Source organism: Caproicibacterium sp. XB2 (assembly GCF_044880635.1).
Classification (GTDB): Bacteria; Bacillota; Clostridia; order Oscillospirales; family Acutalibacteraceae; genus Caproicibacterium; species Caproicibacterium lactatifermentans.
Genome location: NZ_CP173227.1, coordinates 1529151 through 1555512, shown reverse-complemented (window position 1 = coordinate 1555512; position 26362 = coordinate 1529151). Strand labels below are relative to the sequence as shown.

25 protein-coding genes are annotated in these 26362 nt (G+C 53.3%); 10 read left to right on the top strand and 15 right to left on the bottom strand.

Features of this window, described 5'->3' with window-relative positions; genetic code table 11:
• Positions 1–153: 153 nt before the first annotated feature.
• The 4 genes from ACIHKT_RS07765 to ACIHKT_RS07750 all read right to left on the bottom strand — a co-directional run bounded on the left by ACIHKT_RS07765 (position 154) and on the right by ACIHKT_RS07750 (position 3432).
• Positions 154–999 (bottom strand): MetQ/NlpA family ABC transporter substrate-binding protein, encoded by an 846-nt coding sequence (locus tag ACIHKT_RS07765; protein WP_086036431.1) that lies wholly within the window; start codon positions 997–999, stop codon positions 154–156.
• An 88-nt stretch (positions 1000–1087) separates the two neighbouring features.
• Positions 1088–1747 (bottom strand): methionine ABC transporter permease, encoded by a 660-nt coding sequence (locus ACIHKT_RS07760; protein ID WP_086036430.1) that lies wholly within the window; start codon positions 1745–1747, stop codon positions 1088–1090.
• Complete coding sequence (locus ACIHKT_RS07755; RefSeq protein WP_086036891.1) at positions 1737–2753, bottom strand: methionine ABC transporter ATP-binding protein; 1017 nt, start codon at positions 2751–2753, stop codon at positions 1737–1739. Before ACIHKT_RS07755 ends, ACIHKT_RS07760 begins: the two co-directional genes overlap by 11 nt.
• A 424-nt stretch (positions 2754–3177) precedes the next feature.
• Positions 3178–3432 (bottom strand): hypothetical protein, encoded by a 255-nt coding sequence (locus ACIHKT_RS07750; protein WP_086036429.1) that lies wholly within the window; start codon positions 3430–3432, stop codon positions 3178–3180.
• Positions 3433–3840: 408 nt separating this feature from the next.
• Here ACIHKT_RS07750 and ACIHKT_RS07745 point away from each other — a divergent pair, with 408 nt between their 5' ends.
• From ACIHKT_RS07745 to ACIHKT_RS07730, 4 genes are read left to right on the top strand one after another with little or no spacing between them, the layout of a single operon-like run.
• Positions 3841–5001, top strand: coding sequence for an ABC transporter ATP-binding protein (locus tag ACIHKT_RS07745; RefSeq protein ID WP_174192823.1), 1161 nt, complete (start codon positions 3841–3843; stop codon positions 4999–5001).
• Positions 4998–5813, top strand: a complete 816-nt coding sequence (locus ACIHKT_RS07740) for an ABC transporter permease (protein ID WP_086036427.1) — start codon at positions 4998–5000, stop codon at positions 5811–5813. The genes ACIHKT_RS07745 and ACIHKT_RS07740 overlap by 4 nt, the downstream gene beginning before the upstream one ends.
• 20 nt (positions 5814–5833) lie before the next feature.
• A complete protein-coding gene (locus ACIHKT_RS07735) occupies positions 5834–6640 on the top strand; it encodes an ABC transporter permease (protein WP_086036890.1) in 807 nt (268 codons plus the stop codon).
• On the top strand, positions 6637–7842 hold the full coding sequence (locus ACIHKT_RS07730) for a PotD/PotF family extracellular solute-binding protein (RefSeq protein WP_086036426.1): 1206 nt from the start codon (positions 6637–6639) through the stop codon (positions 7840–7842). Before ACIHKT_RS07735 ends, ACIHKT_RS07730 begins: the two co-directional genes overlap by 4 nt.
• A 66-nt stretch (positions 7843–7908) precedes the next feature.
• Here the strand turns inward: ACIHKT_RS07730 and ACIHKT_RS07725 are convergent, their stop codons facing one another.
• From ACIHKT_RS07725 to ACIHKT_RS07695, 7 genes are all read right to left on the bottom strand, one after another.
• Positions 7909–8694: a TatD family hydrolase gene (locus tag ACIHKT_RS07725; protein ID WP_086036425.1), complete on the bottom strand. Its 786-nt coding sequence runs from the start codon at positions 8692–8694 to the stop codon at positions 7909–7911.
• A gap of 95 nt (positions 8695–8789) precedes the next feature.
• On the bottom strand, positions 8790–9359 hold the full coding sequence (locus ACIHKT_RS07720; RefSeq protein ID WP_086036424.1) for a GNAT family N-acetyltransferase: 570 nt from the start codon (positions 9357–9359) through the stop codon (positions 8790–8792).
• A gap of 11 nt (positions 9360–9370) precedes the next feature.
• On the bottom strand, positions 9371–11329 hold the full coding sequence (gene metG / locus ACIHKT_RS07715; RefSeq protein WP_086036423.1) for a methionine--tRNA ligase: 1959 nt from the start codon (positions 11327–11329) through the stop codon (positions 9371–9373).
• A 162-nt stretch (positions 11330–11491) separates the two neighbouring features.
• On the bottom strand, positions 11492–12760 hold the full coding sequence (locus tag ACIHKT_RS07710) for an LCP family protein (RefSeq protein WP_157658981.1): 1269 nt from the start codon (positions 12758–12760) through the stop codon (positions 11492–11494).
• 435 nt (positions 12761–13195) lie between these two features.
• Positions 13196–14128 (bottom strand): cysteine synthase A, encoded by a 933-nt coding sequence (gene cysK / locus ACIHKT_RS07705; RefSeq protein ID WP_086036420.1) that lies wholly within the window; start codon positions 14126–14128, stop codon positions 13196–13198.
• A gap of 278 nt (positions 14129–14406) precedes the next feature.
• A complete protein-coding gene (locus ACIHKT_RS07700; protein ID WP_086036419.1) occupies positions 14407–15522 on the bottom strand; it encodes an ABC transporter substrate-binding protein in 1116 nt (371 codons plus the stop codon).
• Positions 15523–15579: 57 nt separating this feature from the next.
• Positions 15580–16758, bottom strand: a complete 1179-nt coding sequence (locus ACIHKT_RS07695) for a DegT/DnrJ/EryC1/StrS aminotransferase family protein (RefSeq protein WP_086036418.1) — start codon at positions 16756–16758, stop codon at positions 15580–15582.
• A 270-nt stretch (positions 16759–17028) separates the two neighbouring features.
• Between ACIHKT_RS07695 and ACIHKT_RS07690 the strand changes: the two genes are divergently transcribed.
• The 6 genes from ACIHKT_RS07690 (at position 17029) to ACIHKT_RS07665 (ending at position 23723) form a co-directional block, all read left to right on the top strand.
• On the top strand, positions 17029–17604 hold the full coding sequence (locus tag ACIHKT_RS07690; protein WP_086036417.1) for an acyltransferase: 576 nt from the start codon (positions 17029–17031) through the stop codon (positions 17602–17604).
• A 52-nt stretch (positions 17605–17656) separates the two neighbouring features.
• Positions 17657–18784: a DegT/DnrJ/EryC1/StrS family aminotransferase gene (locus tag ACIHKT_RS07685; RefSeq protein ID WP_086036416.1), complete on the top strand. Its 1128-nt coding sequence runs from the start codon at positions 17657–17659 to the stop codon at positions 18782–18784.
• A 66-nt stretch (positions 18785–18850) separates the two neighbouring features.
• Positions 18851–20170 carry a nucleotide sugar dehydrogenase gene (locus tag ACIHKT_RS07680; protein ID WP_086036415.1) on the top strand — a complete coding sequence of 440 codons (1320 nt, stop codon included), beginning with the start codon at positions 18851–18853 and terminating at the stop codon, positions 20168–20170.
• A 94-nt stretch (positions 20171–20264) separates the two neighbouring features.
• Complete coding sequence (locus ACIHKT_RS07675) at positions 20265–21365, top strand: Gfo/Idh/MocA family protein (protein ID WP_086036413.1); 1101 nt, start codon at positions 20265–20267, stop codon at positions 21363–21365.
• 31 nt (positions 21366–21396) lie between these two features.
• The gene (wecB, locus tag ACIHKT_RS07670; RefSeq protein WP_086036411.1) at positions 21397–22479 is read left to right on the top strand and encodes a non-hydrolyzing UDP-N-acetylglucosamine 2-epimerase; all 1083 of its coding nucleotides are present in this window, start codon (positions 21397–21399) and stop codon (positions 22477–22479) included.
• Between the two features lie 8 nt (positions 22480–22487).
• Complete coding sequence (locus ACIHKT_RS07665; protein ID WP_086036409.1) at positions 22488–23723, top strand: glycosyltransferase family 4 protein; 1236 nt, start codon at positions 22488–22490, stop codon at positions 23721–23723.
• 126 nt (positions 23724–23849) lie between these two features.
• Here the strand turns inward: ACIHKT_RS07665 and ACIHKT_RS07660 are convergent, their stop codons facing one another.
• The 4 genes from ACIHKT_RS07660 to ACIHKT_RS07645 all read right to left on the bottom strand — a co-directional run bounded on the left by ACIHKT_RS07660 (position 23850) and on the right by ACIHKT_RS07645 (position 26316).
• Positions 23850–24215, bottom strand: coding sequence for a hypothetical protein (locus ACIHKT_RS07660; RefSeq protein ID WP_086036407.1), 366 nt, complete (start codon positions 24213–24215; stop codon positions 23850–23852).
• Between the two features lie 180 nt (positions 24216–24395).
• Positions 24396–25058, bottom strand: a complete 663-nt coding sequence (locus tag ACIHKT_RS07655; protein ID WP_086036405.1) for a nitroreductase family protein — start codon at positions 25056–25058, stop codon at positions 24396–24398.
• 10 nt (positions 25059–25068) lie between these two features.
• Complete coding sequence (locus ACIHKT_RS07650) at positions 25069–25899, bottom strand: SDR family NAD(P)-dependent oxidoreductase (RefSeq protein ID WP_086036403.1); 831 nt, start codon at positions 25897–25899, stop codon at positions 25069–25071.
• A complete protein-coding gene (locus tag ACIHKT_RS07645; RefSeq protein WP_086036401.1) occupies positions 25900–26316 on the bottom strand; it encodes a flavodoxin family protein in 417 nt (138 codons plus the stop codon).
• Positions 26317–26362: the final 46 nt, after the last annotated feature.

Sequence of the window (26362 nt, the reverse complement as noted above, 5' to 3'; positions counted from 1 at the left end):
AAGTGGTTACACTGTATCACAATTCATTGGTACAGACAAGTAGTATTTGTTGAACAATTTGAAAATAAACGGATTTTGAGGCGAAAAAGTGCCCTGCCTTTCCAGCGGCAGCCAGAGAAAGCAGGGACGCTTTGTTATACGGAAAATGAAAAATTAAGCTTGTGTGGAAGGAACAACGGCACCGCTGTACTTCTTGTTAATGTAGTCCTGCGTTTCTTTGCTGGTCAGGGCTTTATACAGGGCCTTCAGTTCCGCACGGTTTTCGTCGCCCTGCCGTACAGCCAGCACATTGGCGTAAGTTTTAGCGGCAAGGGAGGAGTTCTTTTCCATGGCCAGTGCGTCGCTGACTTTCAGCCCGCCGCTGATAGCATAGTTGCCGTTGATAACAGCGAGGTCCACGTCCTGAATCGCACGGGGCAGCTGCGCGGCTTCAATTTCCTGAATCTTAATGTGCTTCGGGTTTTCGGCAATGTCCTTCTGTGTGGCAGTAATGCCGGCATTTGCTTTCAGTTTGAGAATACCGTTATCCTGCAGCAGAAGCAGAGCGCGGGCTTCGTTGGTGGTGTCGTTCGGTACGGCAATGGTTGCGCCGTCCTTCAGGTCGGCCAGCTTTTTGGTCTTACCGGCATAAATGCCAAACGGCTCGTAGTGGATCGGGCCCATGGAAACCAAATGGGTGTTTTTTTCTTTGTTAAAGCTGTCCATGTACGGCTTGTGCTGGAAGTAGTTAGCGTCCAGATTTTTGCCCTCCAGTGCGAGGTTCGGCTGTACATAGTCGGAAAACTCCTTTACGACCAGCGTGTAGCCTTCCTTGGCCAGCTGCTGTTTGACAACACCGTTCAGGATTTCTTCATGCGGCGAAGGGGAAGCACCAACGATGATGGTTCCTTTTGCCGCAGCAGTGTTGGTGGAAGCCGCCGAAGAAGAAGCGCCGCCGCAGCCCGCAAGGGTGCCTGCCGCCAAAACGGCTGTCAGTGTAAATGCCAGTAATTTTTTCATAAAGAATCCCTCCTGAGAAATAAATGCAGTATGTGCCGATGATACCCTCTCAAAACGGCTGTATCAAATGCCGCAGAACAGCTGCTTTTCAGCGCTTGCGTCTGTCGGAACTGTCCGCCACTTTCAGGCCGACGCCCTGCAGAATCTGGGTGATGACGACCAGCAGCACGACCGTTGACAGCATGGTAATGCTGTCATAGCGGTAATAGCCATAGTTGGTGGCAATGGCACCCAAGCCGCCGCCGCCGACAAAGCCCGCCATGGCCGAGTAGCCGAGGATGGTGGTCGTGGCGATTGCCGCATTGCGCAGCAGACCGGGCTTTGCTTCCGGCAGAAGCACTTTCCAAATCGTCTGCCAAGTGGTGCAGCCCATGGACTGGGCCGCCTCCACCACGCCGCCGTCCACATCGGCCAGCGGGCTTTCTACCAGACGCGCGACGAACGGCGCCGCACTGATGGTCAGCGGGACAATCGTCGCGTTGGTGCCGATGGAAGTACCAACGATGGCCCTTGTAAACGGTATAATTGCTACCAGAAGAATCAGGAATGGAACGCTGCGCGTAATGTTGACAATCACATCAATGACCTTGTGGGCAGCAGCGTTTGGCCGGATGCCGTCTTTGGCGGTCACGACCAGCAGTACACCCAGCGGTAGACCGATGACATAGGCAAACAGGGTGCTGAAAAGAACCATATACAGCGTTTCTAGAATACCTTGCCCAAAAATGGGAAGCATATCACTGCTCATCTGTTGTCACCTCCTCTACAGTCAGGCCGCGTGCTCGACAGAAGGTGACCATTTGGTCGCCCAGTTCTTGGTCCTCAGGCAGCTGCAGAATCATTTGACCAACCGCCTTGCCGTTTAGGTCGCGTGTGTCCGCATACATAATGTTGACTTCCGTTTGGAAGTGCAGCACCAGCTGTGCCAGCACCGGTTCATGAGAATCCACACCGTCAAACACAAGGCGGATTTGCCGGCGGCCCAGCATCTGCCCTTTCCGTCCGGAAGAGGGCAGCACCAGTTTTTTGGCGGCGTCCGTTTTCGGGTTAGCAAAAATGTCGCGCACAGGCCCGCTCTCCACAACACGGCCGCCGGAAAGGATAGCCACACGGCCGCAGATTTCCTCAATGACGTTCATCTGGTGCGTAATGACCAAAATTGTAATACCGTAAGCATTGTTTATCTTTTTCAGCAGATGCAGAATACTCAGGGTAGTCGCGGGGTCCAGCGCACTGGTTGCCTCGTCACACAACAGCATTTTCGGCTCGGTGGCCAGTGCGCGCGCAATGGCCACACGCTGTTTCTGTCCGCCGGAAAGCTGGCTGGGGTAGCTGCCGGCCCACTCAGAAAGGCCAACAGTATTCAGCAGCTCTGCCGCATGTGCCCGTGCCTTCTGCTTGGGCACACCGGCAATTTCCAACGGGAAACTTACATTGCGCAGTGCAGTTCGCTGCATAAGCAGGTTAAACTGCTGAAACACCATGCTAATGGAGCGCCGTGCTTTGCGCAGCTCAGCAGGGGAGGCAGTCAGCATGTCCTGTCCATCGAACAGGATACTGCCGCTGGTCGGCTGCTCCAGTAAGTTAATGCACCGCACCAACGAGCTTTTTCCGGCACCGCTCATGCCGATGATGCCAAAAGTTTCACCGCGCTGAACGGTTAGGTCCACATGCTGCAGGGCGTTTACGGTACCGTCACGCGTAGTGTAGGTTTTACACAGGTCGTGAATTTCCAGAATAGGTTTTTCTTCCATACGATTCCTCTTTCCCAGCTCCGCAGGACAGAGCAGATGTACCAGCAGATAATAAAAAAGCGGCACAGCAAAAAAGCTGCTCCGCAGAAAGTCTGTTTCAGTTACAGAAAACACACGGGTTTTTTGCAGAGGAAACATCGGCTGACAGTTCTGCGGCAGTACAGTGTGGCACACATACAGCACATCATGCGACTTCCTCCTTTGCAAAACCTTTATTATCTATAAACTTTATCAATTTAGTATAGATTTCATGGTAACAGTGTACACATTTCGGTCTGCTTTGTCAAGCGTTTTAATTAAGAAATTTAACATTCAGCCATTTTGCATGGCGGAGTTCACAAATTTGCAGAACCCACGCAGAAAAACAGCTTTTTCCGCACAAAGGTGGATTTTACGGTGCAGCGGACATTCCAAAATGCATGAATCAGTCCTCCGGCAGCCACTCATAAATGCCGCAGATGCGCGGGATAAACTCGTGAAAAAACAGCTTTGGGTTTTGCGGTGAAACGAGGAAATGGCCCTCTACGCGGTAAACACCATCCTGATAAACAGCGTTTGCCAGCCGTGACGTACCACATGCGCCGCAGTTTTCACAGGTTGCTTCATCTGGGTCCTCAAACTCTACCCATACACATTTTCCATCCAGTCCGGTAAGTCCTTTCAGTTTTTTTCCCTTCATCGGGCATCTTCTCCTTTTTTGTGCTGTTTCCAGTATACCCCACGTGTGCCGGTTTGTAAACGTATGTGGGCAGTGAATAAACAGAAAATGCAAACAGAAGCGAGAAAACGGAAGAATGGACGAGAAAAACCCACACGTGGCTTGTGCATTATGGCGCCCAATATCATTTCTGTTGAAATTTGATGGAATTTTCAGAAATAGATTGACAGATTACGAATTAAACACTATTATATCTGTTGTTGCGTTTGCATCTGACGAATATCCGGTCCTGTTCTGCTGCCGCAGCGTGAAAGCCTCTCGACTGCGAAAAATCCTTTGCGGGGCGCAGCGGAGATACAGCTCCGGGGGTAGCGTTTAACCATGCCTGGCTCAACGTAACTAAACAACCGCAAAGGGGATGCATTTCTATTGGAAAAAGCACCAATCATTGCACTAAAGGACATTGCCGTTGCCTTTGACGGCGAACCGGTCCTGCAGGACTTCAACCTCAGTATTCGGGACGGAGAGTTCGTCACGCTGCTGGGACCGTCCGGCTGTGGCAAAACCACCACACTGCGCCTTATCGGCGGTTTTGTCAAACCGGACCGCGGCGACATTTTCTTTAACGGCCGGCGCATCAATGACGTTCTGCCCTATCGGCGGGAGGTCAACACTATTTTTCAAAAGTATGCGCTGTTTCCGCACCTGAACGTGTACGACAATGTCGCCTTTGGTATGCGTGTACACAAACGTCCGGAAAAAGAGATACGCACCGCTGTGCGCAGTATGCTGGAGCTGGTGAACCTGCGCGGCTTTGAGCACCGCAGCGTGGAGCGCCTTTCTGGCGGGCAGCAGCAGCGTGTGGCCATTGCGCGGGCACTGGTGAACCACCCAAAGGTTCTGCTGCTGGACGAACCGTTGGGCGCACTGGACATGAAGCTGCGCAAGGATATGCAGGTGGAGCTGAAAAAGATTCAGCAGCAAACCGGCATTACGTTCCTTTTTGTCACACACGACCAGGAAGAAGCCCTTTCCATGAGCGATACGGTTGTTGTTATGGATGCCGGCCGTATCCAGCAGATAGGCACACCGCAGGACATTTATAATGAACCAAAGAACGCCTTTGTCGCCGACTTTATTGGGGAGTCCAATATACTGGACGGCGTGATGATGGAAGATTATTTGGTGGGGTTTGCGGGCTGCCGTTTTCACTGCGTGGACAAAGGCTTCGCCCCTATGGAGCAGGTGGACGTGGTCATTCGTCCGGAAGATATCGATGTTGTTGCGCCGGACAAAAGCCCGCTGCACGGGGTCGTCACCAATGTTACCTTTAAAGGGATGCACAATGAAATTATTGTGGACGTCGGCGGCTTTAAGTGGATGATACAGTCCATTCACTATACGGGTGTGGGGGAACACATCGGTTTGGAAATAGAGCCGGACGATATTCACATTATGCACAAGTCCAGCTATTCCGGTTCTTTCGGCGACTACAGTACGTTCAGCGACGAAATGCAAGAGGATATCCTTACCTCGGAGGAAGCGGAGGCCGAAGAAAAGGCCGGTGGGAAAGAGGAGGCACAGCCATGAAGTCCAAAAAAGCGCTGTCTCCGTACCTTGTGTGGATGATTCTGTTCACAGTTGTTCCCATGCTGCTGGTGCTGTACTTTGCCTTCACGGACCACAGCGGTGCTTTCACGCTGAAAAACCTACAGCAGGTGGGGCAGTACAGCAACGTCTTTCTGCGGTCCATCTGGCAGGGAGCGCTGGCTACGGTTATCTGCCTGTTGCTGGGATATCCGCTGGCCTATATCATTGCACACATGAAACTAAAATCACAAAGCGCGGCAGTTTTGCTCATTATGCTGCCCATGTGGATGAATTTTTTGCTGCGCACTTATGCGTGGATGACTCTTTTGGAGGACAACGGCATTCTCAACACCATGTTTGCGGCGCTGGGCCTGCCGAAAGTGCACATGATAAACACCGCCGGTGCGGTGGTGCTGGGTATGGTGTACAACTATATTCCGTATATGATTCTGCCGCTTTACACGGTTCTTACCCGCATTGATACCTCTGTACTGGAGGCGGCACAGGACCTTGGCGCCAACCGGACGCAGGTTTTCTGCAGGGTAACGCTGCCCATGAGTATGCCGGGCGTCATTTCTGGCATTACCATGGTGTTTGTGCCCGCAGTCAGCACCTTTATTATCAGTAAGATGCTGGGCGGCGGCAGCAATTTGCTGATTGGCGATGTGGTAGAGATGCAGTTTCTCGGCTCGGCTTACAACCCGAACCTCGGTTCGGCTATCTCGCTGGTACTGATGCTGCTGATTATCATTTGCCTTGGCATTATGAATCAGTTCGATGAGGGAGAGGAACAGGAGGCGGTGCTGCTGTGAAAACGGCCTCTAAAGTTTATATGTTCCTGATTTTTCTGTTCCTGTATGCGCCCATTTTTGTCCTTATCCTATTTAGCTTCAATAATTCAAGCGCGATGAGCCGTTCGGTATTTTCCGGTTTTTCACTGCGCTGGTACCGGCAGCTTTTTGGGGATAGCATGATTCTGGAAGCACTGCGCAACACGCTGATTATCGCCGTAGTGGCGTCGGCAGCTTCCACGGTGCTGGGCACGCTGGGCGCAATTGGTATCAACAGCCTGAAAAGCAAATGGGCACGTCGCATGACCATGAACGTGACGAACTTGCCGATGGTCAATCCCGAGATTGTCACCGGTGTATCTATGATGCTGCTGTTTGTTATTGCTACCCGTGCACTGGGCACCAGCCTTGGCATGGGCAGCCTGATTATTGCGCACATCACGTTTTGTCTGCCGTATGTTTTGCTTTCTATACGGCCAAAACTGCTGCAGATGGACCCACACTTGTACGAAGCGGCACTGGACCTTGGCTGTACACCGGCGCAGGCCTTTTTCCGGGTCGTGCTGCCGCAGATTGTGCCGGGCATTGTTTCCGGCGCCATTATGGCATTTACGCTGTCGATTGATGACTTTGTTATCAGCTACTTTACCAGCGGCACCACACAGACGCTGTCCATTTATATTTACTCCATGACACGCAAACGCATCAGCCCGGAAATCAACGCGCTTTCTACGATGCTGTTTGTGGTGATTCTGGTGCTGCTGCTGGCAGTGAACATCGGTCAGTCTGGCAGCGCCGCGCGTGCGGCCCGCCGCCGGGCGGCACAGGAGGAGGCGGAAGTACTGTGAAAAAACGGGTATTGTCCCTGCTCCTGGCGGGAATTCTGACCTGCGGCAGTGCTGTACTGCCGGCCTCTGCCGCGTCCGAAGGTACGCAAAAAACGAATGCTGCGTCCGGTACAATTATTCATGTGTATAACTGGGGCGAGTATATCAGCAGCGGTGCGGACGGCAGCATGAACGTCAACGCCGCGTTTACCCAAAAGACCGGTATTCGGGTGGATTACACCACATTTGATACCAATGAGTCGCTGTATTCCAAACTGGCGGGTGGCGGCGCACAGTATGATGTCATTATTCCGTCAGATTATATGATTAACAAGCTGATTAAACAGAATATGCTGGAAAAGCTTGATTTCCGGAATATCCCGAATTACAAATATATCGATAAACAGTATCGAAACCTTTCCTATGACCCACAGAACCAGTATTCTGTGCCGTACACATGGGGAACGGTAGGCATTTTGTACAACAAAAAGCACGTTAAAAAAGAAGAAACCAAGTCTTGGGACGTGCTGTGGAACCAGAAATATGCGGGCAAGATTTTGATGTTTGATAATCCGCGGGATGCCTTCGGCATTGCCCAGAAAAAGCTGGGCCTTTCCTACAACACCACGGACACCAATGATTGGGAGGCGGCCGCTACACTGCTGAAACAGCAGAAACCGCTGGTGCAGTCCTATGTAATGGATCAGATTTTTGACAAAATGGATTCCGGTGAGGCGTGGGTGGCGCCGTACTATGCCGGCGACGGCGAATCTTTGATGAGGGAAAATCCCGATATTGGCTTTACCATTCCCACAAAAGAAGGCACCAATTTCTTTGTGGACACCATTTGTATTCCGAAAGGAAGCAAAAATAAGGCGGCGGCCGAGGCGTATATCAATTTCCTGTGCAGTCCCGAAGTTTCCGCGGCCAATATGGAAGCCATCGGCTACTCTACACCGGAAACAGCTGCTCGAAAGTTGCTGCCAAAAGAAATGGCGGACAGCACCATTTGCTATCCGCCGCAGGAAATCCTGGAAAAATCGGAAGTGTTCACGAACTTGCCGGACAGCACGCTGACGCTAATTGATAATTTGTGGACCGAGGTCAAAATGGGCAGTTCCGGTGACACGCTGACACTCATTTTGGTGCTGTGCGCGTTTCTGGCAGCCTATATCGTCATTGTCGTTTATAAAAAGCAAAAACGAAGACGCGAAATGGAATAAAATAGAAGCACTGTTTTCGGTGAATGGACGCCGGAAACAGTGCTTCTTTCATTTTTTATGCTGATGTTAGACAGAAATGCCAAACAACTTTTCTGCATTATGACAGCCGGCGTCCAGAACTTCTTGTGCGGAAATGCCCCGCACAGCGGCAATGACCTCCGCGGAATAGGGAATCATGGTAGAGTCACAGCGGGCACCGCGCAGCGGCACCGGTGCCATATAGGGGCAATCGGTTTCGTTCAGCAGACGGTCCAGCGGAACCGCGGCCGCCGCACGCAGCGGCTTTTTGGCGTTTTTAAAGGTCACCGCACCGCCCAGACCAATGTACATACCGAGCCTCAGAATTTCCTGCATGGTTTCCACACTGCCGGAAAAACAGTGGACAACACCGCGCGGCCGATATTTTTGCAGCAGCTCCAGTGTATCGGCATGTGCGTCGCGGTCGTGGACGATAACGGGAAGGTCATAGCGGGCAGCAAGTTGCAGCTGAGCGGCAAAGGCTGCTTTCTGCACGTCGTGCGGCGGGTTGCCCTCGAAATGGTAGTCCAGCCCGATTTCTCCCATAGCGGCAATGCGGTTTTCCTCTTTGTGCTGCAGCAATGCTTCCAGCTGGGGCAGCCATGCGTCCGCGGAGGAGCCGATTTCCTCCGGGTGAATACCGACTGCCGCGTGAATGTATGGATAATGCTTTGCCAGCCGCACCGCATTACCGCAGCCTTCCAGTGTAGCGCCGCAGTTAATAATGTGACAAATGCCCTGCTGGGGCAGTGTGTGCAGCAAAATATCGCGGTCCGTGTTGAAGGCGGTGTCATCGTAATGTGCGTGACTGTCAAAAATATGCTGATAAGGCATAAAGATAAGTTTCCTCCTTTGCAGAAAAACAGGGCTGCCGCCAACCAGAGCAAACAGTCCTGCTTTTTGTATCTTTGTCTGTATGAAAGTCGAGGTTAGCCGCGGTCCATTGCCTGCCACTCTGAGCGCAGAATGGACCACAGAACAACGTCCACCGGGTGTCCCTGTCTATTCAAAAGGAACTGCCGCAGAACGCCCTCCCGCTGCATGCCGCTTTTCTGCATGACTTTACCGGAGGCGGGATTTCGGATATTGTGATAGGCATCAATACGGTTGTAGCCGACCTTTGCGAACAGGAAATCCTCCACCGCAATCAGCGCTTCCGTCATCAAACCATGGCTCCATAAACGGTGCGCCATGCAGTAGCCGATTGTCGCACGCAGGTTCTTGTCGTCCTGTCCTACAGCGTCAATGCAGCCAATGGGTTCGTTGGTTCGTTTGTCGGCAATACACCACCGGTAAGTTTCGGATTTGGCGTACTGCATGACCCACATACACAACAACTGCTCTGTTTGGGAAACCGATCGGTGCGGCGGCCAAGTCAGATACTGTGTCACCTGCGGGTCACTGGCCCAATTTTGGTACATGGCCGCAGCGTCCTCTATGGTAAAGCGCCTGAGCCGCAGACGGTAGGTCGTCATTTCCTGTGTACCGATGTGCTTCATAAAAAATCCCCTTACCGAATTTTGCTGCCGGCCGGCACACCGTCTAAGAAAACAACCTTTACGTCATTTTCACCGGCGTCTGCCGCGAGAATCATGCCCTGGCTTTCCACTCCGCAGAGCTTGGCGGGTTTGAGGTTTGCCACCAGCACAACCGTTTTGCCAACGAGGTCCTCCGGCTTATACCACTGGGAAATACCGCTGCAGACAGTGCGCGGTGTCCCGGTTCCGTCGTCCAGTGTCAGCTTTAAAAGCTTTTTGGCGCGCTTGATTTTTTCGCAGTCCATGATTTTTGCGGCGCGAAGTTCTACCTTGGCAAAATCGTCAATGCCAATCTGTGCAACACCCGCAAGTTCTTCCTTTACTTTGCCTGCGTTGTCCTGTGTGTTTTTGGCGGCGGGGTTGGGAATCAGGCGGTTCAGTTCTTCAATTTCCTTTTCAACGTCAATGCGCGGGAACAGGGGCTGGCCCTTTGTTACGGTGCAGCCTGCCGGGAAGTGGCCGAAGCTGCCGGCACGCGCATAGGTGCAGTCCTCTTTGGAAAGGCCGAGCTGTTCCTGAATCTTTGGTGCCGTGCTGGGCATGAAGGGTGTCAGGAGAATGGATACAATGCGCAGTGCTTCGCACAGGTGGTCCATCACAGCGGCCAAGCGGGCCTTTTTGGTTTCGTCTTTGCCCAGGGTCCAGGGTGCCGTTTCATCAATATATTTGTTGGTGCGGGCAATAAAGCGCCAAATTTCCTCCAGTGCTCGGCTGAACTGATAGGCGTCAATGTCGGCGTTACATTTGCTGCGCAGAGCGTTGCCCATTTCCTCCAGCTCATTGTCCGGTGCGGCGGTTTCCTGTTCCTGCGGAATCGTGCCGCCGAAATACTTCTGTACCATGGCGGTTGTGCGGGACAAAAGGTTGCCGAGGTCGTTTGCCAGGTCGGAATTGATACGGTTAATCAATGCTTCATTTGTGAACAGCCCGTCGCTGCCGAAGGGAATTTCACGCAGCAGGAAGTAGCGGATAGCGTCAACGCCATAGCGTTCACACAGCACATACGGGTCCACAACATTGCCTTTGCTTTTGCTCATCTTTGTGCCGTCACCAAACAGCAGCCAGCCGTGGCCGTACACCTGCTTTGGCAGCGGCAGGTCCAGCGCCATCAGTATCGCCGGCCAGATAATAGTGTGGAACCGCACAATTTCCTTACCGACAAAGTGCACATCGGCCGGCCAGTATTTTTTAAAGTCGCTGTCATCATCACTGCCGTAGCCCAGTGCCGTAATGTAGTTCGGCAGGGCATCCACCCACACATATACCACGTGTTTGGGGTCGAAGTCAACCGGCACGCCCCAGCTGAAACTGGTACGGGAAACACACAGGTCCTGCAGGCCCTGGTTGATAAACGAAATCATCTCGTTTTTGCGGCTTTCCGGCTGAATAAAGTCCGGGTGGTCCTTGTAGTACTGCAGCAGCCGGTCACCGTACTTGGAAAGGCGGAAGAAATACGCTTCTTCCTCAGCCCAGTTGACGGCACGGCCGCAGTCGGGGCATTTGCCGTCTTTCAGCTGTGTTTCTGTCCAGAAAGATTCACAGTCTGTGCAATACCAACCCTTATACTTGCCCTTGTAAATTTCCCCTTTATCGTACAGCTGCCGGAAAATTTCCTGCACGCCTTTCACATGATAGCTGTCAGTGGTGCGAATGAAGCGGTCATTGGAAATATTCAGCAGCTTCCACAGGTCCTGAAAGACCTTCGTTGTGCCATTTACATATTCCTGCGGGGTAATGCCGGTGGCTTCCGCTTTCTGCTCGATTTTTAGGCCGTGCTCGTCGGTGCCGGTCAGGAACATGACATCATAGCCCTGCATTCGCTTGTACCGGGCGATGGCATCGCTGGCCACGGTGCAGTAGCTGTGACCGATGTGCGGCTTGCCGGAAGGATAGTAAATGGGCGTTGTGATGTAAAAAGTCTTTTTCTCCATGTTTCTGCCTCCGCTATATTTTGAACAGATTTATCTATTCATTATACACGCATTTCAGGTCGATTACAATTCCTGACCTGTTTCTTTGTGCAGTTTTCCTACAGATACAAAAGACCGCCCTCCCCATTTCCGGGAAAGCGGTCTTTCTTTGTTTTGCTTGGTTTAACTGGTGCTGTTGGTTTCATAAATAAACTGCCGGAGCAGACGGCAGTTCTTTTCCATTTGGGCGACTTCCACCCAGCCGACCGAGCGGAGCGTTTCACCCTTAAAAGTGCCATCCGCGGGAATCTGCTGCGTTTTCTGTTTGGAAAGCAGCATAGGCAGGCTGGTGATGGATATACCGGCAAGGGAACTAGCCGACATGTTTGTCCACACCAGCGGCAGAAACTTGTTCATCGTAGCGGTCAGCTTGAAAGGTCCGGAAAGCGCCAGCTTTTTCATCAGCTGACCAATCACTTCCCGCTGACGCTGGGCACGGCCGTAGTCATTGCCATAGTTGCGGATACGGGTGTAGTACAGTGCCTGTACGCCTTTCAGGTTGTACTTGCCGGGGGTAAAGTGGGTGGCAAGGTTTTTGTTGAACTCAATGCACAGTCCCTGGTCCAGTGTGACGTCAATACCGCCGACATCGCTGATAATGGTCGAGAAAGAGTCGAAGTCCACGGCCAGATACTTATCAATTTTAATGCGGTAGTTGTTTTCCAGCGTCTGCATGGTCAGGGCAGGGCCGCCGTAGGCAAAGGCGGCGTTCAGCTTTTGACGGCCGTGGTTTGGAATTTCTACATAGGTATCACGCAGGAAAGAGGTCATTTTTATCTTGTTGTGCGTATGGTCAAAGGACAAAAGAATCAGCGAGTCACTGCGGTGCACATCGCCGGAAGCGAGGTCCATGCCGATGAGCAGGACATTGGTCACCAATGGACTGGACATCACTTTCCAGTCGGGCGCGTGTTCGGGGGTACGCACATAAGTACTTTGGCTGACGGTGTTGTGGGTGCGGTTCATGTTGGAAAACAGCGCGGTAAGCCACGCAAAGGAGAGCACCAGCAGCGCCAGCAGGATGCAGATAACGTTGCGGAAAATGTGATGTCCACCGCGTTTGCGGCGGGCTGTACTGCCGTAAGGGGTATGGCGGCCGGAACCGGATGGAGAGACAGACCGGCGGCGGTCTACGGTCGTGGCCTGGTCGTCCGGGTCAAAGCCATCGTGGTAGCGTACCTGTGTTGGGCGGGTACGGCGGGCATTTGCGCGCCGGCGGCGGGCGCTGTAGGCGGAAGCGTCCACCAGCGGTTCGTCCGTCCGCGGCCGGCGGGAAGAGTGGGAGTAAATATTGCGGTTGTCTGCCGGGGGGCGGTCCTGCTGCCTGCGCTGCGTATATGGGTCACGCTGCGGTGGACGGCGGGAACCGCCGTTCTGCGGTGAATTGGACATTGGTTTTAAAAACCTCGTTTTCTGTAAAAAATTTTGTACCCTCATTTTACCGAGCACCTATGGGAATGTCAAGTTATGTAAACTTTCTGTAACCGCGCCTACAGCGGTTCCTTCTTTCCGGAAAATGTGGTAAACTTGACTGAAGAAGTAAAAAGCTCCTGTTTGCTGATGCTACGAAGAAGAAGGGATTTTTCATGCGTGAAAAGAAGCGAAAACTCGTCATTCGCGTGGTTGCGCTGGTTTGTGCGGTACTGATTGCGCTCAGCACGCTGGCAGCTGCTCTTTTTTGACGGCGGACATAACAAAAAAAGGCTTCAGGGACCAAACGGTTCCTGAAGCCTTTTTCCGTACACCAGTAAGCAGGGGCTGTTATTAACAAAGAAAACGAATCCCAACAGGAGGAAGAAAGATGGTTCTATCAAAGAAAAACAGGAATTAGTCCTGGAACAGGGCAGTGGAGAGATAACGGTCACCGGTATCCGGCAGCAGGGCGACAATGGTCTTGCCCTCATTTTCCGGACGTTTTGCCAGCTCGGTTGCGGCCCAGATAGCTGCACCGGAGGAGATGCCGACCAGTAAACCTTCCACTTTTGCCAGCTCACGGCCAACCACAAAAGCAGGGTCGTTTTCTACAGCGATGATTTCATCATAAATCTTGGTATCCAGTGTTTTGGGGATAAAACCGGCACCGATGCCTTGAATCTTATGCGGGCCGGCATGGCCTTTGCTCAGAACCGGAGAAGTTGCGGGTTCTACGGCGATTACCTTGACGTTGGGGTTCTGCTCTTTCAGGTAGGAGCCGGTGCCGGTCAGTGTGCCGCCGGTGCCAACGCCAGCCACAAAGAAGTCGACCTTGCCGTCGGTGTCACGCCAAATTTCGGGGCCGGTGGTTGCCTTATGGGCAGCCGGGTTAGCTGGGTTGACGAACTGGCCGGGAATGTAGGAATTGGGGGTTTCCTTTGCCAGCTCGTCGGCCTTAGCGATAGCGCCCTTCATGCCGGCGGCACCGTCTGTCAGCACCACTTCTGCACCGTAAGCCTTCAGCAGGTTGCGGCGTTCAATGCTCATGGTTTCAGGCATGGTCAGAATAATGCGGTAGCCGCGGGCGGCAGCTACGCTGGCAAGACCGATGCCGGTGTTGCCGCTGGTTGGTTCGATAATGACTGAGCCGGCCTTCAGCAGGCCCTTCTTTTCGGCGTCATCAATCATGGCAAGTGCAATACGGTCCTTTACACTGCCGGCGGGGTTCAGATATTCCAGCTTCGCAACGACCTTTGCCCTCAGGTCATGTTTCTTTTCATAGTTGGTCAGCTCCAGCAGCGGGGTGTTGCCAATGAGTTCTGTAAGGCTTTTATGAATGTTTGCCATGATAAATTCCCTCCATCAATTATGTTGTAGTTTGTATAGCGGTTTGGCCCACCGGAACTTTCATATAATTCATATACGATTTGTATTGATTTGCTTGTATGGCTAGAGTATAGCTGCTTTTGCGGTGGATGTCAATAGGTTTTGATAAAAACATTATTACTTTTATATCTTTGGTAATGATTATCCTAAAAAGCAGCGGCGGTGCTATGATTTCCTTAATGAATATAAAAAATCCGTCGGGGCATTTCGCCTCGGCGGATTTTGCTGTTTTTGAATTTTTAAGAAGCCTGTGCAAGGGTACTGTCTGTCGGCTGCGGCAGGCAGCTCTGTGAAACGCCAGTCCCTAGGGGAACCGCTTTGCTGGTCAGCTTTTTCTGGTTCATCCAGCTGTAAAAGCGGTTCCAGCGTACGGTATCGATTTGTCCCCATACAGCGGCACCATCGGTATATTTGCCGGCCAACCATGTGAGCGAGCGCTGTACCAGCGGCTGCTGATTTTTCACAGCGGGCACGGCCGCACACACCAGTTTTGCCGTGGTGTCTGGGTGAGCTGCCGCATACAGGTATCCTTCCCGTACAGCCGAAAGAAAATCTTTTGCCGTTTGTGGGTGCTGTTTCAGGAACGTGTTGTTCCCAGCCAGCAGGCAGGGGTACTCGTCCAGCGCGGGGACGGTGTCACGGTAAAACAGAAAATTCGCGGTTACACCGGCCTGCTTGCACGCAAGGCCGTCCCAGCTGTAGCTGCCACAGTAAGCAGCGCCGCCTTTCAGCGCGGCAGCGGCGTCCGCCGAAGCGATGCCGGTCTTTACCAACGCGGCCTTGCCGCCGTCCGCGGCAACGGTTTCTTTCAGCATGGCCCCTGTCAGCGGGATGTCCGCAGCTATCTGGCAGGTGGTGTTTTCCAGTTGCTTGGGACGTACCGTCTTTTTAGCGGCAGATGTCAGAATACCGGCATCGCTGTGCTGCAGCACAGCGGCTACCGCAGTTACGGCTTTGCCGGAACAGAGTGCGTTCGCAAAGGAAGTGCTTTGTTTGGCGACAGCGAACTGGGCGGTGCCGGAACTGGTGAGGTCCAGCGCTGCAGCGGAAGTGTCCGCTGTGCGAATGGTTACATTCAGCCCGTACCGGCCGAAATAGTCCTGCTTGTCTGCCGCGTAAATGCCGCCCAGCAAAGGAGCCGCGGTTTCGGAATCCACAGCGAGCGTTAATTTAATCTGCGGCAGGCTGCTGCGGGAAGATGGCGCTGTGCTGTCGGAAGCCGCCGAAGAAACAGCCGGTGTTTTGGACGAAGAAGTGGCGGATGAATTTGTGCCGCCCATACCGGTGCAGGCGGCCAGCGAAAGGCCCGTCAGCAGAGCCGCCAGAAGAGCGGCGGCTGTTCGTTTGCAGTTCATAAAAAGTTCCTCCCCGAAAATGGATACTGCAGAAAATGCGGAAAACGGGAATCCGTTTTATTTATGGAATTTTTCAGCAATATCCAGAACGGCGTCAATCACATACTGTACTTCTTCGTCCGTCATGGTCGGGTACAGCGGCAGGCTGATGATGCGCTGATAGTGCTTTTCTGTATTCGGGAAGTCACTGGGCTTAAAGCCATAACGGCTGGTGTAGGCGCTCATGTTGGTGACCGGAATGAAGTGAACGCTGGTGCCGACGTTGCGGTTGTTCAGTTCCACAATGAACTGGTCGCGGTCAATGGTGAGGTTTTCCGGCACAATGCGCAGCACATACAGGTGCCAGCAGTGTGTGGTGTATTCCGGTACGAACGGCGGGTCCAGTGCGTCGCATTTGCTGAAGGCGGCCTGATACTGTGCGGCAATCTTCAGGCGCTTCTGCTGCATTTCCTCCAGACGGTCCAGCTGACGCAGGCCCAGTGCGGCCTGAATATCAAACATATTATATTTGAAACCGGGTTCGCAGATATCATACTTCCAGCTGCCGCCTTTGGCGTAGCGGTTCCATGCGTTTTTGCTCATACCCTGGCCGGCCCAGATGCGTGCTTTTGCGTCAATCTCATCATTATCGGTTACCAGCATGCCGCCCTCGCCGGTGGTTAGGTTCTTGGTGGCGTAGAAGCTGTAGCAGGCAGAGCCCTTCAGATGATTGCCAATCAGGCGGCCCTTATAGCGGCTCCACAGCGCGTGGGCAGCGTCCTCGCTGACATACAAATGATACTTGTCCGCCAGTGCATAGATAGGGTCAAGGTCGCAGACCTGGCCGCTGTAGTGTACCGGAACGATTGCCTTGGTCTTTGGGGTGATTTTCTTTGCCACTTCTGCCGGGTCAATGCAGCCGGTGCGGTAGTCAATATCTGCAAAAACCGGCTTTGCGCCGCAGTGAATGACCGTGTTTGCGGTGGAGGCAAAGGTCATGGGAGTGGTGATGACTTCATCGCCGGGGCCAATGCCCGCGCTTAATAGGGAAACGTGCAGGGCAGCAGTGCAGGAGTTGAGTGCGAGTGCGTGCTTTGCACCTACATATTTTGCAAAGGCCTGCTCGAACTGCAGGGTGCGCGGTCCTCTGGCAATCCAGCCGGATTTCAGTGTATCAACAACTTCACCAATTTCAGCATTGGTGATGTCCGGACGGTTATAGGGAATAAAGTTCTCTCTGACGCGAAAGTTACTCATAGTTTGTCCTTCTTACTTATTTTATATAATAAATTTTTAGAACAAAAACCTGCACCAGCGCCGTGCAGACACTTTTGCAGTTCTAAATACATGATAATCTATAATACCTGCAAAGTCAATGCGGAAAAGGACTGTGTACCCTATAAAACATTTGACGATACCGCCTGTTTATACTATAATACTTAAGTTAAGGCAGTATGTGTTTCCACCCTTTGCTGGGCTTTTTGGCACAGACTGTTTAGATTGCTTCGCTAAAGAAGGTTATGGCAAATGAGTGAGTCTTGCTTTGTCCACCCCAGCGCCTGTGTTGATGACGGCGCCCAGATTGGAAACGGTACAAAGGTTTGGCACTTTTCCCACATCAGCGGCGGTGCCCGCATTGGGGAGGATTGCACACTGGGGCAGAACGTGTTTGTGGCGGACGGTGTTACCATCGGCAGCCACTGCAAAATCCAGAACAATGTCAGCGTTTATGAGGGCGTGCAGCTGGGCGATTACGTTTTCTGCGGGCCGAGCATGGTCTTTACCAACGTGTCGCGCCCGCGGTGCCGTTACCCGCAGCGCGGCGCTCAATTTTACAAGCCCACACCCATTGGCGACGGCACTTCCATTGGTGCAAACGCAACCATTGTGTGCGGCCACACCATTGGAAAAAATGCATTCATCGCCGCCGGCAGCGTGGTCACAACGGACGTACCCGCCCATGCCATTATGATGGGCGTGCCGGCACGGCAGCACGGCTGGGCCTGTGAGTGCGGTGCCAAGCTGGACGAGCATCTGCACTGCCCCAAATGCGGGCGGCAGTACGCGGAAGGCAAAGACGGCCTGCATGAGGTGAATGGCTGAATGCGGAGAACGGCCCTTTTGGGCCGACTGTTTTCAGGAGGAAACAAATAGTATGGATGAAATAAAGTTCAATGACCTTGGCGCCCAGTACCACGCGCTGAAAAAAGAGATTGACGCGGGGATTGCGGACGTTATTGCGGGTACACACTTCATTTCCGGTCCACAGATAGAGCAGCTGGAAAAGGAACTGTGCGCCTATACGGGCCGCCGGTACTGTGTGACCTGTGGCAACGGCACGGACGCACTGCGTATGCCGCTGATGGCCTGGGGCATACAAGCAGGGGACGCCGTCTTTGTTCCTGCCTTCACGTTCTTTGCCAGCAGCGAGGTTGTCAGCCTGTGCGGCGGTACACCGGTCTTTGTGGACAGCCGCACGGATACTTTTGACATGGACCCCGAGGACCTGAAAAAGAAAATCGCTGCCGTGAAGGCAGAGGGCAAGTTGATACCCCGCGCGGTCATTGCGGTGGACCTGTTCGGCCAGCCGGCACAGTTCCCGGAAATCGAAAAGATTGCCGCGGAAAATGGCCTGAAAGTGCTGGAAGATGGTGCGCAGGGTTTTGGCGGGCGCATTGGCGAAAAGTGCGCCTGCTCCTTCGGAGATGCCTCTGCCACCAGCTTTTTTCCGGCCAAGGCGCTGGGCTGTTACGGCGACGGCGGCGCTGTCTTTACGGACGACCCGGAACTGTACAAGGTGCTCAAATCCATCCGTGTACATGGAAAGGGCAGCATGAAGTATGAAAATGTCCGTATCGGCGTAAATTCCCGTTTGGACACCCTGCAGGCGGCGATTCTGCTGCCAAAGCTGCACGCCTTTGATACCGAGAACACACATCGCATCCGTGCCGCCCAGCGTTACACGGATGCTTTGAAGGACAAGTTCCAGACGCCAACCGTGCTGCCGGGTTACCACTCGAGCTTTGGGTACTATACCCTGCGCGCCGCGGACGAAGCGCAGCGCACCCGTGTGATGGATGCCCTGAAGACAGCGGGCGTGCCGTCTATCATTTATTATCCCTGCCCGCTGCACCTGCAGAAGGTCTATGCGCCGCTGGGTTACAAGCCGGGCGACCTGCCGGTGGCAGAGAGCCTTGCGAAGACCGTCTTTAGTCTGCCGATGCACGGCTATATCACCGATGAAACCATCGATTACGTATGCGGTGTGCTGCAGAAGGCATAAGACAATCCTGTAAGAAAATTTGCATTTTATATAGTTCTTCAATTCTATCAAAAATGAGGGAAAATTATGGCAAATGTAAAAGCAGACCTGCTTGATAAAATTAACAGCAAAACCGCCAAGGTCGGTATTGTCGGCCTTGGGTATGTCGGCCTGCCACTGGCGGTTGAGTTTGCCCGCGCAGGGTACACCACCATTGGCTTCGATGTGCAGAAGAAAAAAGTGGATTCCGTCAACGCTGGTCACAACTATATTGGCGATATTGTCGGTGACACCCTGAAAAAAGAAGTAGAAACCGGCAAGCTGCGCGCTACCAGCGACTTCTCCTTTATTAAGGAAGTAGACGCAGTGGCCATTTGTGTGCCTACGCCGCTGGACGCTCATCAGCAGCCGGATATCAGCTATGTGAAGAGCTCCACCGAAAGCGTTGCCGAGTATGTGCATCCCGGTATGGTTATCATTCTGGAAAGCACCACTTACCCGGGCACAACCGAGGAACTGCTGAAGCCAATCCTTGAAAAATCCGGCCTGAAGTGCGGCGAGGATTTCTACCTTGCCTTCTCCCCGGAACGTGTGGACCCCGGCAACCAGCAGTATAAGACTAAGAATACACCGAAGGTCGTTGGCGGCATCGGCAAGGACGCCACAACTGTGGCGGCGTCCCTGTACCGCAACGTGCTGGAGGGCGGCGTGTATGAGGTCTCTTCTCCTGCTGTGGCAGAGATGGAGAAACTGCTGGAAAACACTTACCGCAATATCAACATCGGTCTGGCAAACGAAATGGCCATTATCTGCAACCGTATGGGCATTAACGTCTGGGAAGTCATCGACGCGGCAAAGACCAAGCCGTACGGCTTCCAGGCATTCTATCCTGGCCCTGGCCTGGGCGGACACTGCATTCCGCTGGACCCGTTTTACCTTTCCTGGAAGGCGCGTGAGTATGATTACCATACCCGCTTGATTGAAACTTCCGGTGAAATTAACACCTCCATGCCGGAATATGTGGTGGACCGTGTTATGAAGGTCCTCAGCAAAAAGAAGGTTGCCCTAAACGGCGCCAAGGTCCTTGTACTGGGCGTTGCCTACAAGAACAATATTGACGACTGCCGTGAAAGCCCGGCCATCAACGTCATTTCAAACTTCATTAAGCAGGGCGCCAACACAACTTATTATGACCCCTATATTCCGCAGTACACCCATAAGGGCGTTGTACACAAGAGTGAGCCGGCCCTGACCGACGATATGCTGCGCAATGCGGACATCGTGGTTATCTGCACCGCTCATTCCTGCTTCGATTATGACCATATCCAGAAGACTGCAAAAGAAGTCTTCGATACCCGCAACGCCATGAAGGACGTAAAGGACCGCAGCAATATCGAGCTGCTGTAAAATAAACAGGACAGCGCCGCCGTACACGGCGCTTTGGTTTTGCGCTTTTCCCACGGAAGAGCGCAAAATTTATGTAAAGGAGAGTTTTATCATTATGGCTAAATTACGCTTTATGCTTATCGGCTGCGGCCGAATCAGCAAAAACCACATTGCGGCAGCTGCCGCCAACAAGGACACCATGACACTGGCCGTTGTGTGTGACGTTGTACGCGCGCGCGCCGAGGAAAAGGCCGCCATGCTCAAGGAGCAGGCAGGCTATGAACCGCTGATTTATACAGACTATAAAAAAGCTTTGCAGGAGCAGGAAATTGATGTATGCGCCATTGCAACCGAAAGCGGCTTCCACGCACAGATTGCACTGGAATGCATGGCACACGGCAAGCATGTCCTCACTGAAAAGCCCATGGCGCTTTCCACCGCGGACGCTGAAAAGATGATTTCCACCGCGGAAGCAAAAGGCCTGACGCTGGGCGTCTGCCACCAGAACCGCTTCAACGCACCTATCCAGCAGCTGCACGCCGCACTGGACGCGGGCCGCTTCGGCAAGCTGGTCAGCGGCACAGCACGCATTCTTTGGAACCGCAATATGTCCTACTATCAGCAGGCACCGTGGCGCGGCACATGGGCACAGGACGGCGGCACACTGATGAACCAGTGCATTCACAATATTGATTTGCTGCAGTGGAGCCTCGGTGGTGAGCCGGACACGGTGATGGCTATGACCGGCAACTACCTGCGTGATATCCAGGCGGAAGATTTTGGCGCTGTCCTCATTCGCTTTAAGAACGGGGCCATCGGCATTGTAGAGGGCACCGCCTGTGTATACCCGAAGAACTTGGAAGAAACGCTCTCCGTTTTTGGTGAAACCGGCTGTGCCGTTATCGGCGGACTGGCTGTGAACCGTATTGAAACTTGGAATTTTGCAGATCCTGCCCCGCAGGACGAGGTCGTTAAGACTTTGGTCGGCAAGGACCCGAAGGATGTATACGGCAGCGGCCATAATGCCCTTTACGCAAACTATATTCACGCGGTCAACACGCACACCCGTCCGCTGGTTTCCGGCTACGAGGGCATTAAAGCACTGAAGATTATCCTGGCTGCTTATCAAAGCCAGAAGACAGGCAAAGCGGTTAAGTTTGACGGCCTGTCCTTTGCCACCACAGATATGTGCAGCGAAGACGTGAAAGTACGCTGAGGCAAACCAGTAAAGGAGGCCCAAACAGACGATGAAAGTGGTTACAGTAGTCGGTGCCCGGCCGCAGTTTATTAAGGCCAGTGTGGTTTCCGCCGCGCTGGCACCCCTGTGCCAGGAAGTTCTGGTGCATACCGGACAGCATTATGATAAAAATATGTCTGCAGTCTTTTTTGAAGAACTGCAGATTCCACATCCAGCCTATAATTTGGGTGTCGGCAGTGGCACCCACGGCCGCCAGACCGGCGAAATGTTGATTGGCATTGAGCAGGTGCTTTTTAAGGAAAAACCAGATGTCATGCTGGTGTACGGCGATACCAATTCCACACTGGCGGGCGCGCTGGCCGCCAGCAAGCTGCACATCCCGGTGGCACACGTCGAAGCAGGCCTGCGTTCCTACAATCGGCGTATGCCGGAAGAGCAGAACCGTGTTTTGACGGACCACATTTCCACCCAGCTGTTCTGCCCAACGCAGACGGCTTGGCAGAATCTTCAGAAAGAGGGCATTACCGAGGGCGTTTCGGTTTCCGGCGATGTTATGCTGGACAGTGTCCTGCACTTCCGCAAGGTCGCAATGGATAACCCCGAAAAGCGAAAAATTCATGAACAGCTGGGCATTGAACCCAAACACTACCGTTTGGCAACTTTGCATCGTGCGGAAACAACGGACGGCGGTCTGCCCGCTATTGAGCGTATTTTTGACGCGTTTGAACAGCTGCCGCAGCGTGTGGTAATTCCGATTCACCCGCGTACCCGTTCACTGGCCGAACAGGCCCTTGCAGACCGCGGTTACCGGAACATTCAGCTGATTGACCCGGTCGGCTATTTGGAGATGCTGCTGCTGACCAATGGTGCCTGTCAGGTGCTGACCGATAGTGGCGGACTGCAGAAAGAGGCATGGTTTATGGAGGTGCCTTGTGTCACGCTGCGCAGCGAAACAGAATGGGTGGAAACCCTTGTCGGCGGCTGGAACGTGCTGGCAAAGCTGACGACTGAGGACATTCTGAGCAAAGCGTTGAACACAGTGCCGGACCCGGCCGCGCGTGCTGCACAGCCCTTCGGTGACGGACACGCCAGCGAGCGGATTGCCCGCGCTGTCTGCGGGCGGGAAGGGTGAGTTCCCCGATGAATATCATTTACCTGGAACATTACGCGGGTTCCCCGAAATTCGGTATGGAGTTTCGTCCCTATTTTATGGCACAGCGCTGGGTGGCGGCCGGTCATACCGTGACCATTGTCGCCAGTTCCTACAGCCACCTGCGTACCAAAAATCCGGACATGAAGGGACGGCCGTATCTTATAGAAATGGAGAACGGCATTCGCTGGTTTTGGATTGCTGGACCGTCGTATGAAGGCAATGGTGTGGGCCGTATCCGCAATATTCTTTCCTTCCTGCACGGCGTAAAAAAATACCAGAGCGAAATCTGCGCGGTGGGGAAACCGGACGTTATCATTGCGTCCAGTACCTATCCGCTGGACATTTATCCGGCAGTATCTATCGCAAAACGCTTTCATGCGGAGGTCATTTATGAAGTACATGACCTGTGGCCTTTAAGCCCTATGGAGCTGGGACACATGAGTGCGCACCACCCGTTCATCATGGTTATGCAGCATGCGGAAAACAAATGCTGCCGGTCGGCGGACGCAATCGTCAGCCTGCTGCCGTGTTCCAAAGAGCACTTTGTGGAACACGGCATGGCGCCGGAAAAATTCTATTGTATCCCCAACGGCATCGTCAAGGCGGATTGGGAAAAGCCGCTGCCGGAACACCCTGTGTACGAGCAGCAGCTGAAGCGCTGGCATGAAGAGGGCTGGTTTCTCATTGCGTACACCGGTGCGCATGGTGTTGCCAATGCGCTGGACAGCTTTGTGGAAGCGGGCGAAAAGCTAAAAGGCAAAAAAATCAAGCTGCTGCTGATTGGCCCCGGCCCAGAGCGCGAGCGTCTGAAAAAAAAGGCTGCTTCGCTGGAAAACGTGGACCTGCTGGAGCCGGTAGGACGTACCCAGGTGCCAGAGCTGCTGGCACAGATGGACGCACTGTATGTCGGATTGCAGCGGCAGCCGCTGTTCCGCTTCGGCATTTCGCCGAACAAGCTGATGGATTATATGATGGCGGGCAAGCCGGTTATCTTTGCCATTGAGGCCGGCAATGATATGGTCGCCGAGGCCGGGTGCGGCATATCGGTTCCGCCGGAGGACAGCACGGCAATCGCCGATGCCGCCGAAAAGCTAGCGGTTACGCCGAAAGAGGAGCTTGCCGCTATGGGTGCCCGCGGTCATGCCTATATTTTAAAGTATCACGAGTATGACGCGCTGGCAAAACAGTTTTTGGACGTTATGCAGGAACATCTGAAAAAATAAAAGACAGAAAAGCCCATATCCGCCGGAACATTGTTTTCCGACAGGTACGGGCTTTTTTACGGATTACAGTGTCGGACGGCCGTGGACCGATACTGTCATTGGCAGGAATTTTCTGTGGAATGGCAATTATTCTTCTTCACAGCAGCAATGGCACTCTTCCGGACGGCAGCAGTGGTGGCAAAAAATGGACGGGTCTCCGGCACAAGCGCGGGTGGAGTAAGTGACAGGAATTTTTACACAGATTTTCTGGCAGATAAGAAATTCACACAGATGAGTGCAGCGGTTTTCATGGCAGAGAACGGTGGGGTCCCCACAGCATTCTGTTTCTACACGGCCAATTTGTGTATGGGGTTTCAGTGCGACTGGCAGGCTGACTTCGACCGTGTGGCGGCCGACTGTCTGGCAGGAACCGGAGGGACGTATTACAGGCGGCAGCGGTGGATCATGGGTCTGGCTGCTCCAGGTATCGCCGCTTTCATAAGTGGTTTTCATCGATTCATTTCCTCCTCAAAATCTATCAGCAGGGGTACAAAAATTTTTTAATTGTGTACACTCCATAATATGCGCCGGCAGGCCGGATGTCACCGGCAGAAAAAAGGCATTTTCACTGTACATCTGTACAGCGAAAATGCCTTTTTATAGATTTGATTTTAGGAAAGACGTATCGGAAATTTACCAGCGGCAGTGTTCACGTCCGGCACCTGCCGCAAAGTGGTAGCGCACGATGCCGAGGTCAATGTCGGAGTAGAATCCGCCGTTGGAGGCAACGTCAGCTTTGCCATTTGTTAGGGTGAAGCAGAATTTTTGCCGGTTCAGCGCGGTAGGCGCCAGCATGGCAGCCTCCATACCGGCATGGAACCAGTCCGGCATGGGTCCCTCAACCTTGCAGAGTTCCTGCATGGGTTTGCTTTTGTGGGGAACACCCTGTGTTTTTCCGTAACCGATGGGAATAACACAGACCAGTTTTTCACCGGGTACTACCTTGGCAGCACACTTGGATTTGCGGAATGAAGCGGCCACCCAGCAGCTGTTTAATCCCAGCTGCTGAGCTTTTAGGACCAGTCGTTCCCCATAATATCCGGCAAGCTCACCAAGGTCAAAAGATACTTTGCCGACCATCCCGAGATAGTTGGTTATACCGGAAAAGTTACCAAAACGGGCGGTCAGCCCGCCAAATGCTTCCGGTTCATCTGTAATCAGCTGGATGTGCAGCCCACTTTCGCGGTTGCAGGTATCCACTTCAATCTGCAGCTGTTCCAGAATACTGCTGCTTATTTTCCGGTCTGTATAGCTGCGCACGGCGTGCCGCGCGCGGATTGCTTCTGCCAAATTCATATTTTTTCTGTCAATCCTTCTGTGAATCCTTATTTTTAAATATGTCTTTTGTATGATGAGAAAGTACCTGCTGGTATAGTGACGGAATGACTGCTGCAGCCTGCGGCGGCAATAGGCGGGACAAAAAGCAGGCAGGCCCGTACAGCGGCGGGGAAAAAATCAGCAGTTTTCCCGCCTGCATTCCGCGGAAAGCGGCCAGTGCCACCCGGCGAGGATTCGCCGCGAAAGACGCGTCCTGCCGTCCGGCAGCTGCGGAAAAGCCGGTCTTTGTCGGGCCGGGGCACAGAACACTCACACTCACCGGCGTGTACCTTAGCTCCGCCCACAGCGTTTCGCCGAACTGCAGGTCATACGCTTTGGTGGCGCTGTATACAGCGAAGCAGGGGTCCGGCGCAAAGGCGCTGGTAGAGGCGGTAATCAAAATTCTGCCGCGGCCGCGCCAGACCATATCTGCCGCAAAAAGACGTGTCAGCAGTGTGGTGCTGGTTACGTTCAGCGCAATGGTGTCGGCCATTCCCTGTATATCCGCCTCAATGACTTCCTGATGGCGGGCACTGCCAGCGTTGCTGACCAACTGGTCCACAACGATTCCTTTTTCCTGTAAGGTGTCATATACCTGCTGAGCTGCTTCCGCTTTGGAAAGGTCGGCTGGCAACACTTCAACAGTGACGTGAAAAGTTTGCCGCAAAAGCTGCGCCAGCTGTTCCAGCCGGCTTTGTGTGCGCGCGGTCAGTACCAGCCGAAAACCGTGTGCGGCAAACAGGATTGCCAGTTCTCGGCCGATGCCGGACGACGCGCCGGTAATCAGGACCGTCTGTTTTGGTCCCAGTTCCCGCCGCATTCAGCCGGACACCAGTACGGAGCGGGCGAAAGCTTTCATACGGGCAAGGTCCTCCTCGTCCGGGTGGGTGCGGTGCAGAAAGTGGAAGCGGCCGCGGCAGTGAAATTCCCGGCGGTCCAGCGGAATATTTCGGGCAGCAAGCAGCTTTTCCACCGTCTGATAGGTGGAAGTGGGCAGTGCCGCTGTACTAAAATTGACTACCTTTTTTACTTGTGTGCTGTCAAGGGAGGCAATAAACTGTTTCACTTCCCGGTCTACGGTGCCGGCATAAACGGAGCTGCCGAGGAACAACAGGTCCGCCGGTTCGGTCAGCGGGGTGGATACCGGCAGGGCAGGCACGCCGGCCACCTCCGCCGCGGCTTCCGCCAGCTTTTTGGTATTCCCGCTTTTGGTGTAATAACGAATTGCGATATTCATGATAGGGAACCCCCCTTTTTACACAGAGATGTGTGCAGTCTGCAAC

Bases quoted from the DNA above. Each gene is read 5' to 3' on its own strand.
- ACIHKT_RS07765 (WP_086036431.1), bottom strand. From the start codon at position 999: ATGAAAAAATTACTGGCATTTACACTGACAGCCGTTTTGGCGGCAGGC.
- ACIHKT_RS07760 (WP_086036430.1), bottom strand. From the start codon at position 1,747: ATGAGCAGTGATATGCTTCCCATTTTTGGGCAAGGTATTCTAGAAACG.
- ACIHKT_RS07755 (WP_086036891.1), bottom strand. From the start codon at position 2,753: ATGGAAGAAAAACCTATTCTGGAAATTCACGACCTGTGTAAAACCTAC.
- ACIHKT_RS07750 (WP_086036429.1), bottom strand. From the start codon at position 3,432: ATGAAGGGAAAAAAACTGAAAGGACTTACCGGACTGGATGGAAAATGT.
- ACIHKT_RS07740 (WP_086036427.1), top strand. From the start codon at position 4,998: ATGAAGTCCAAAAAAGCGCTGTCTCCGTACCTTGTGTGGATGATTCTG.
- ACIHKT_RS07735 (WP_086036890.1), top strand. From the start codon at position 5,834: ATGTTCCTGATTTTTCTGTTCCTGTATGCGCCCATTTTTGTCCTTATC.
- ACIHKT_RS07725 (WP_086036425.1), bottom strand. From the start codon at position 8,694: ATGCCTTATCAGCATATTTTTGACAGTCACGCACATTACGATGACACC.
- ACIHKT_RS07720 (WP_086036424.1), bottom strand. From the start codon at position 9,359: ATGAAGCACATCGGTACACAGGAAATGACGACCTACCGTCTGCGGCTC.
- metG (WP_086036423.1), bottom strand. From the start codon at position 11,329: ATGGAGAAAAAGACTTTTTACATCACAACGCCCATTTACTATCCTTCC.
- ACIHKT_RS07710 (WP_157658981.1), bottom strand. From the start codon at position 12,760: ATGTCCAATTCACCGCAGAACGGCGGTTCCCGCCGTCCACCGCAGCGT.
- cysK (WP_086036420.1), bottom strand. From the start codon at position 14,128: ATGGCAAACATTCATAAAAGCCTTACAGAACTCATTGGCAACACCCCG.
- ACIHKT_RS07700 (WP_086036419.1), bottom strand. From the start codon at position 15,522: ATGAACTGCAAACGAACAGCCGCCGCTCTTCTGGCGGCTCTGCTGACG.
- ACIHKT_RS07695 (WP_086036418.1), bottom strand. From the start codon at position 16,758: ATGAGTAACTTTCGCGTCAGAGAGAACTTTATTCCCTATAACCGTCCG.
- ACIHKT_RS07690 (WP_086036417.1), top strand. From the start codon at position 17,029: ATGAGTGAGTCTTGCTTTGTCCACCCCAGCGCCTGTGTTGATGACGGC.
- ACIHKT_RS07685 (WP_086036416.1), top strand. From the start codon at position 17,657: ATGGATGAAATAAAGTTCAATGACCTTGGCGCCCAGTACCACGCGCTG.
- ACIHKT_RS07680 (WP_086036415.1), top strand. From the start codon at position 18,851: ATGGCAAATGTAAAAGCAGACCTGCTTGATAAAATTAACAGCAAAACC.
- ACIHKT_RS07675 (WP_086036413.1), top strand. From the start codon at position 20,265: ATGGCTAAATTACGCTTTATGCTTATCGGCTGCGGCCGAATCAGCAAA.
- wecB (WP_086036411.1), top strand. From the start codon at position 21,397: ATGAAAGTGGTTACAGTAGTCGGTGCCCGGCCGCAGTTTATTAAGGCC.
- ACIHKT_RS07665 (WP_086036409.1), top strand. From the start codon at position 22,488: ATGAATATCATTTACCTGGAACATTACGCGGGTTCCCCGAAATTCGGT.
- ACIHKT_RS07660 (WP_086036407.1), bottom strand. From the start codon at position 24,215: ATGAAAACCACTTATGAAAGCGGCGATACCTGGAGCAGCCAGACCCAT.
- ACIHKT_RS07655 (WP_086036405.1), bottom strand. From the start codon at position 25,058: ATGAATTTGGCAGAAGCAATCCGCGCGCGGCACGCCGTGCGCAGCTAT.
- ACIHKT_RS07650 (WP_086036403.1), bottom strand. From the start codon at position 25,899: ATGCGGCGGGAACTGGGACCAAAACAGACGGTCCTGATTACCGGCGCG.
- ACIHKT_RS07645 (WP_086036401.1), bottom strand. From the start codon at position 26,316: ATGAATATCGCAATTCGTTATTACACCAAAAGCGGGAATACCAAAAAG.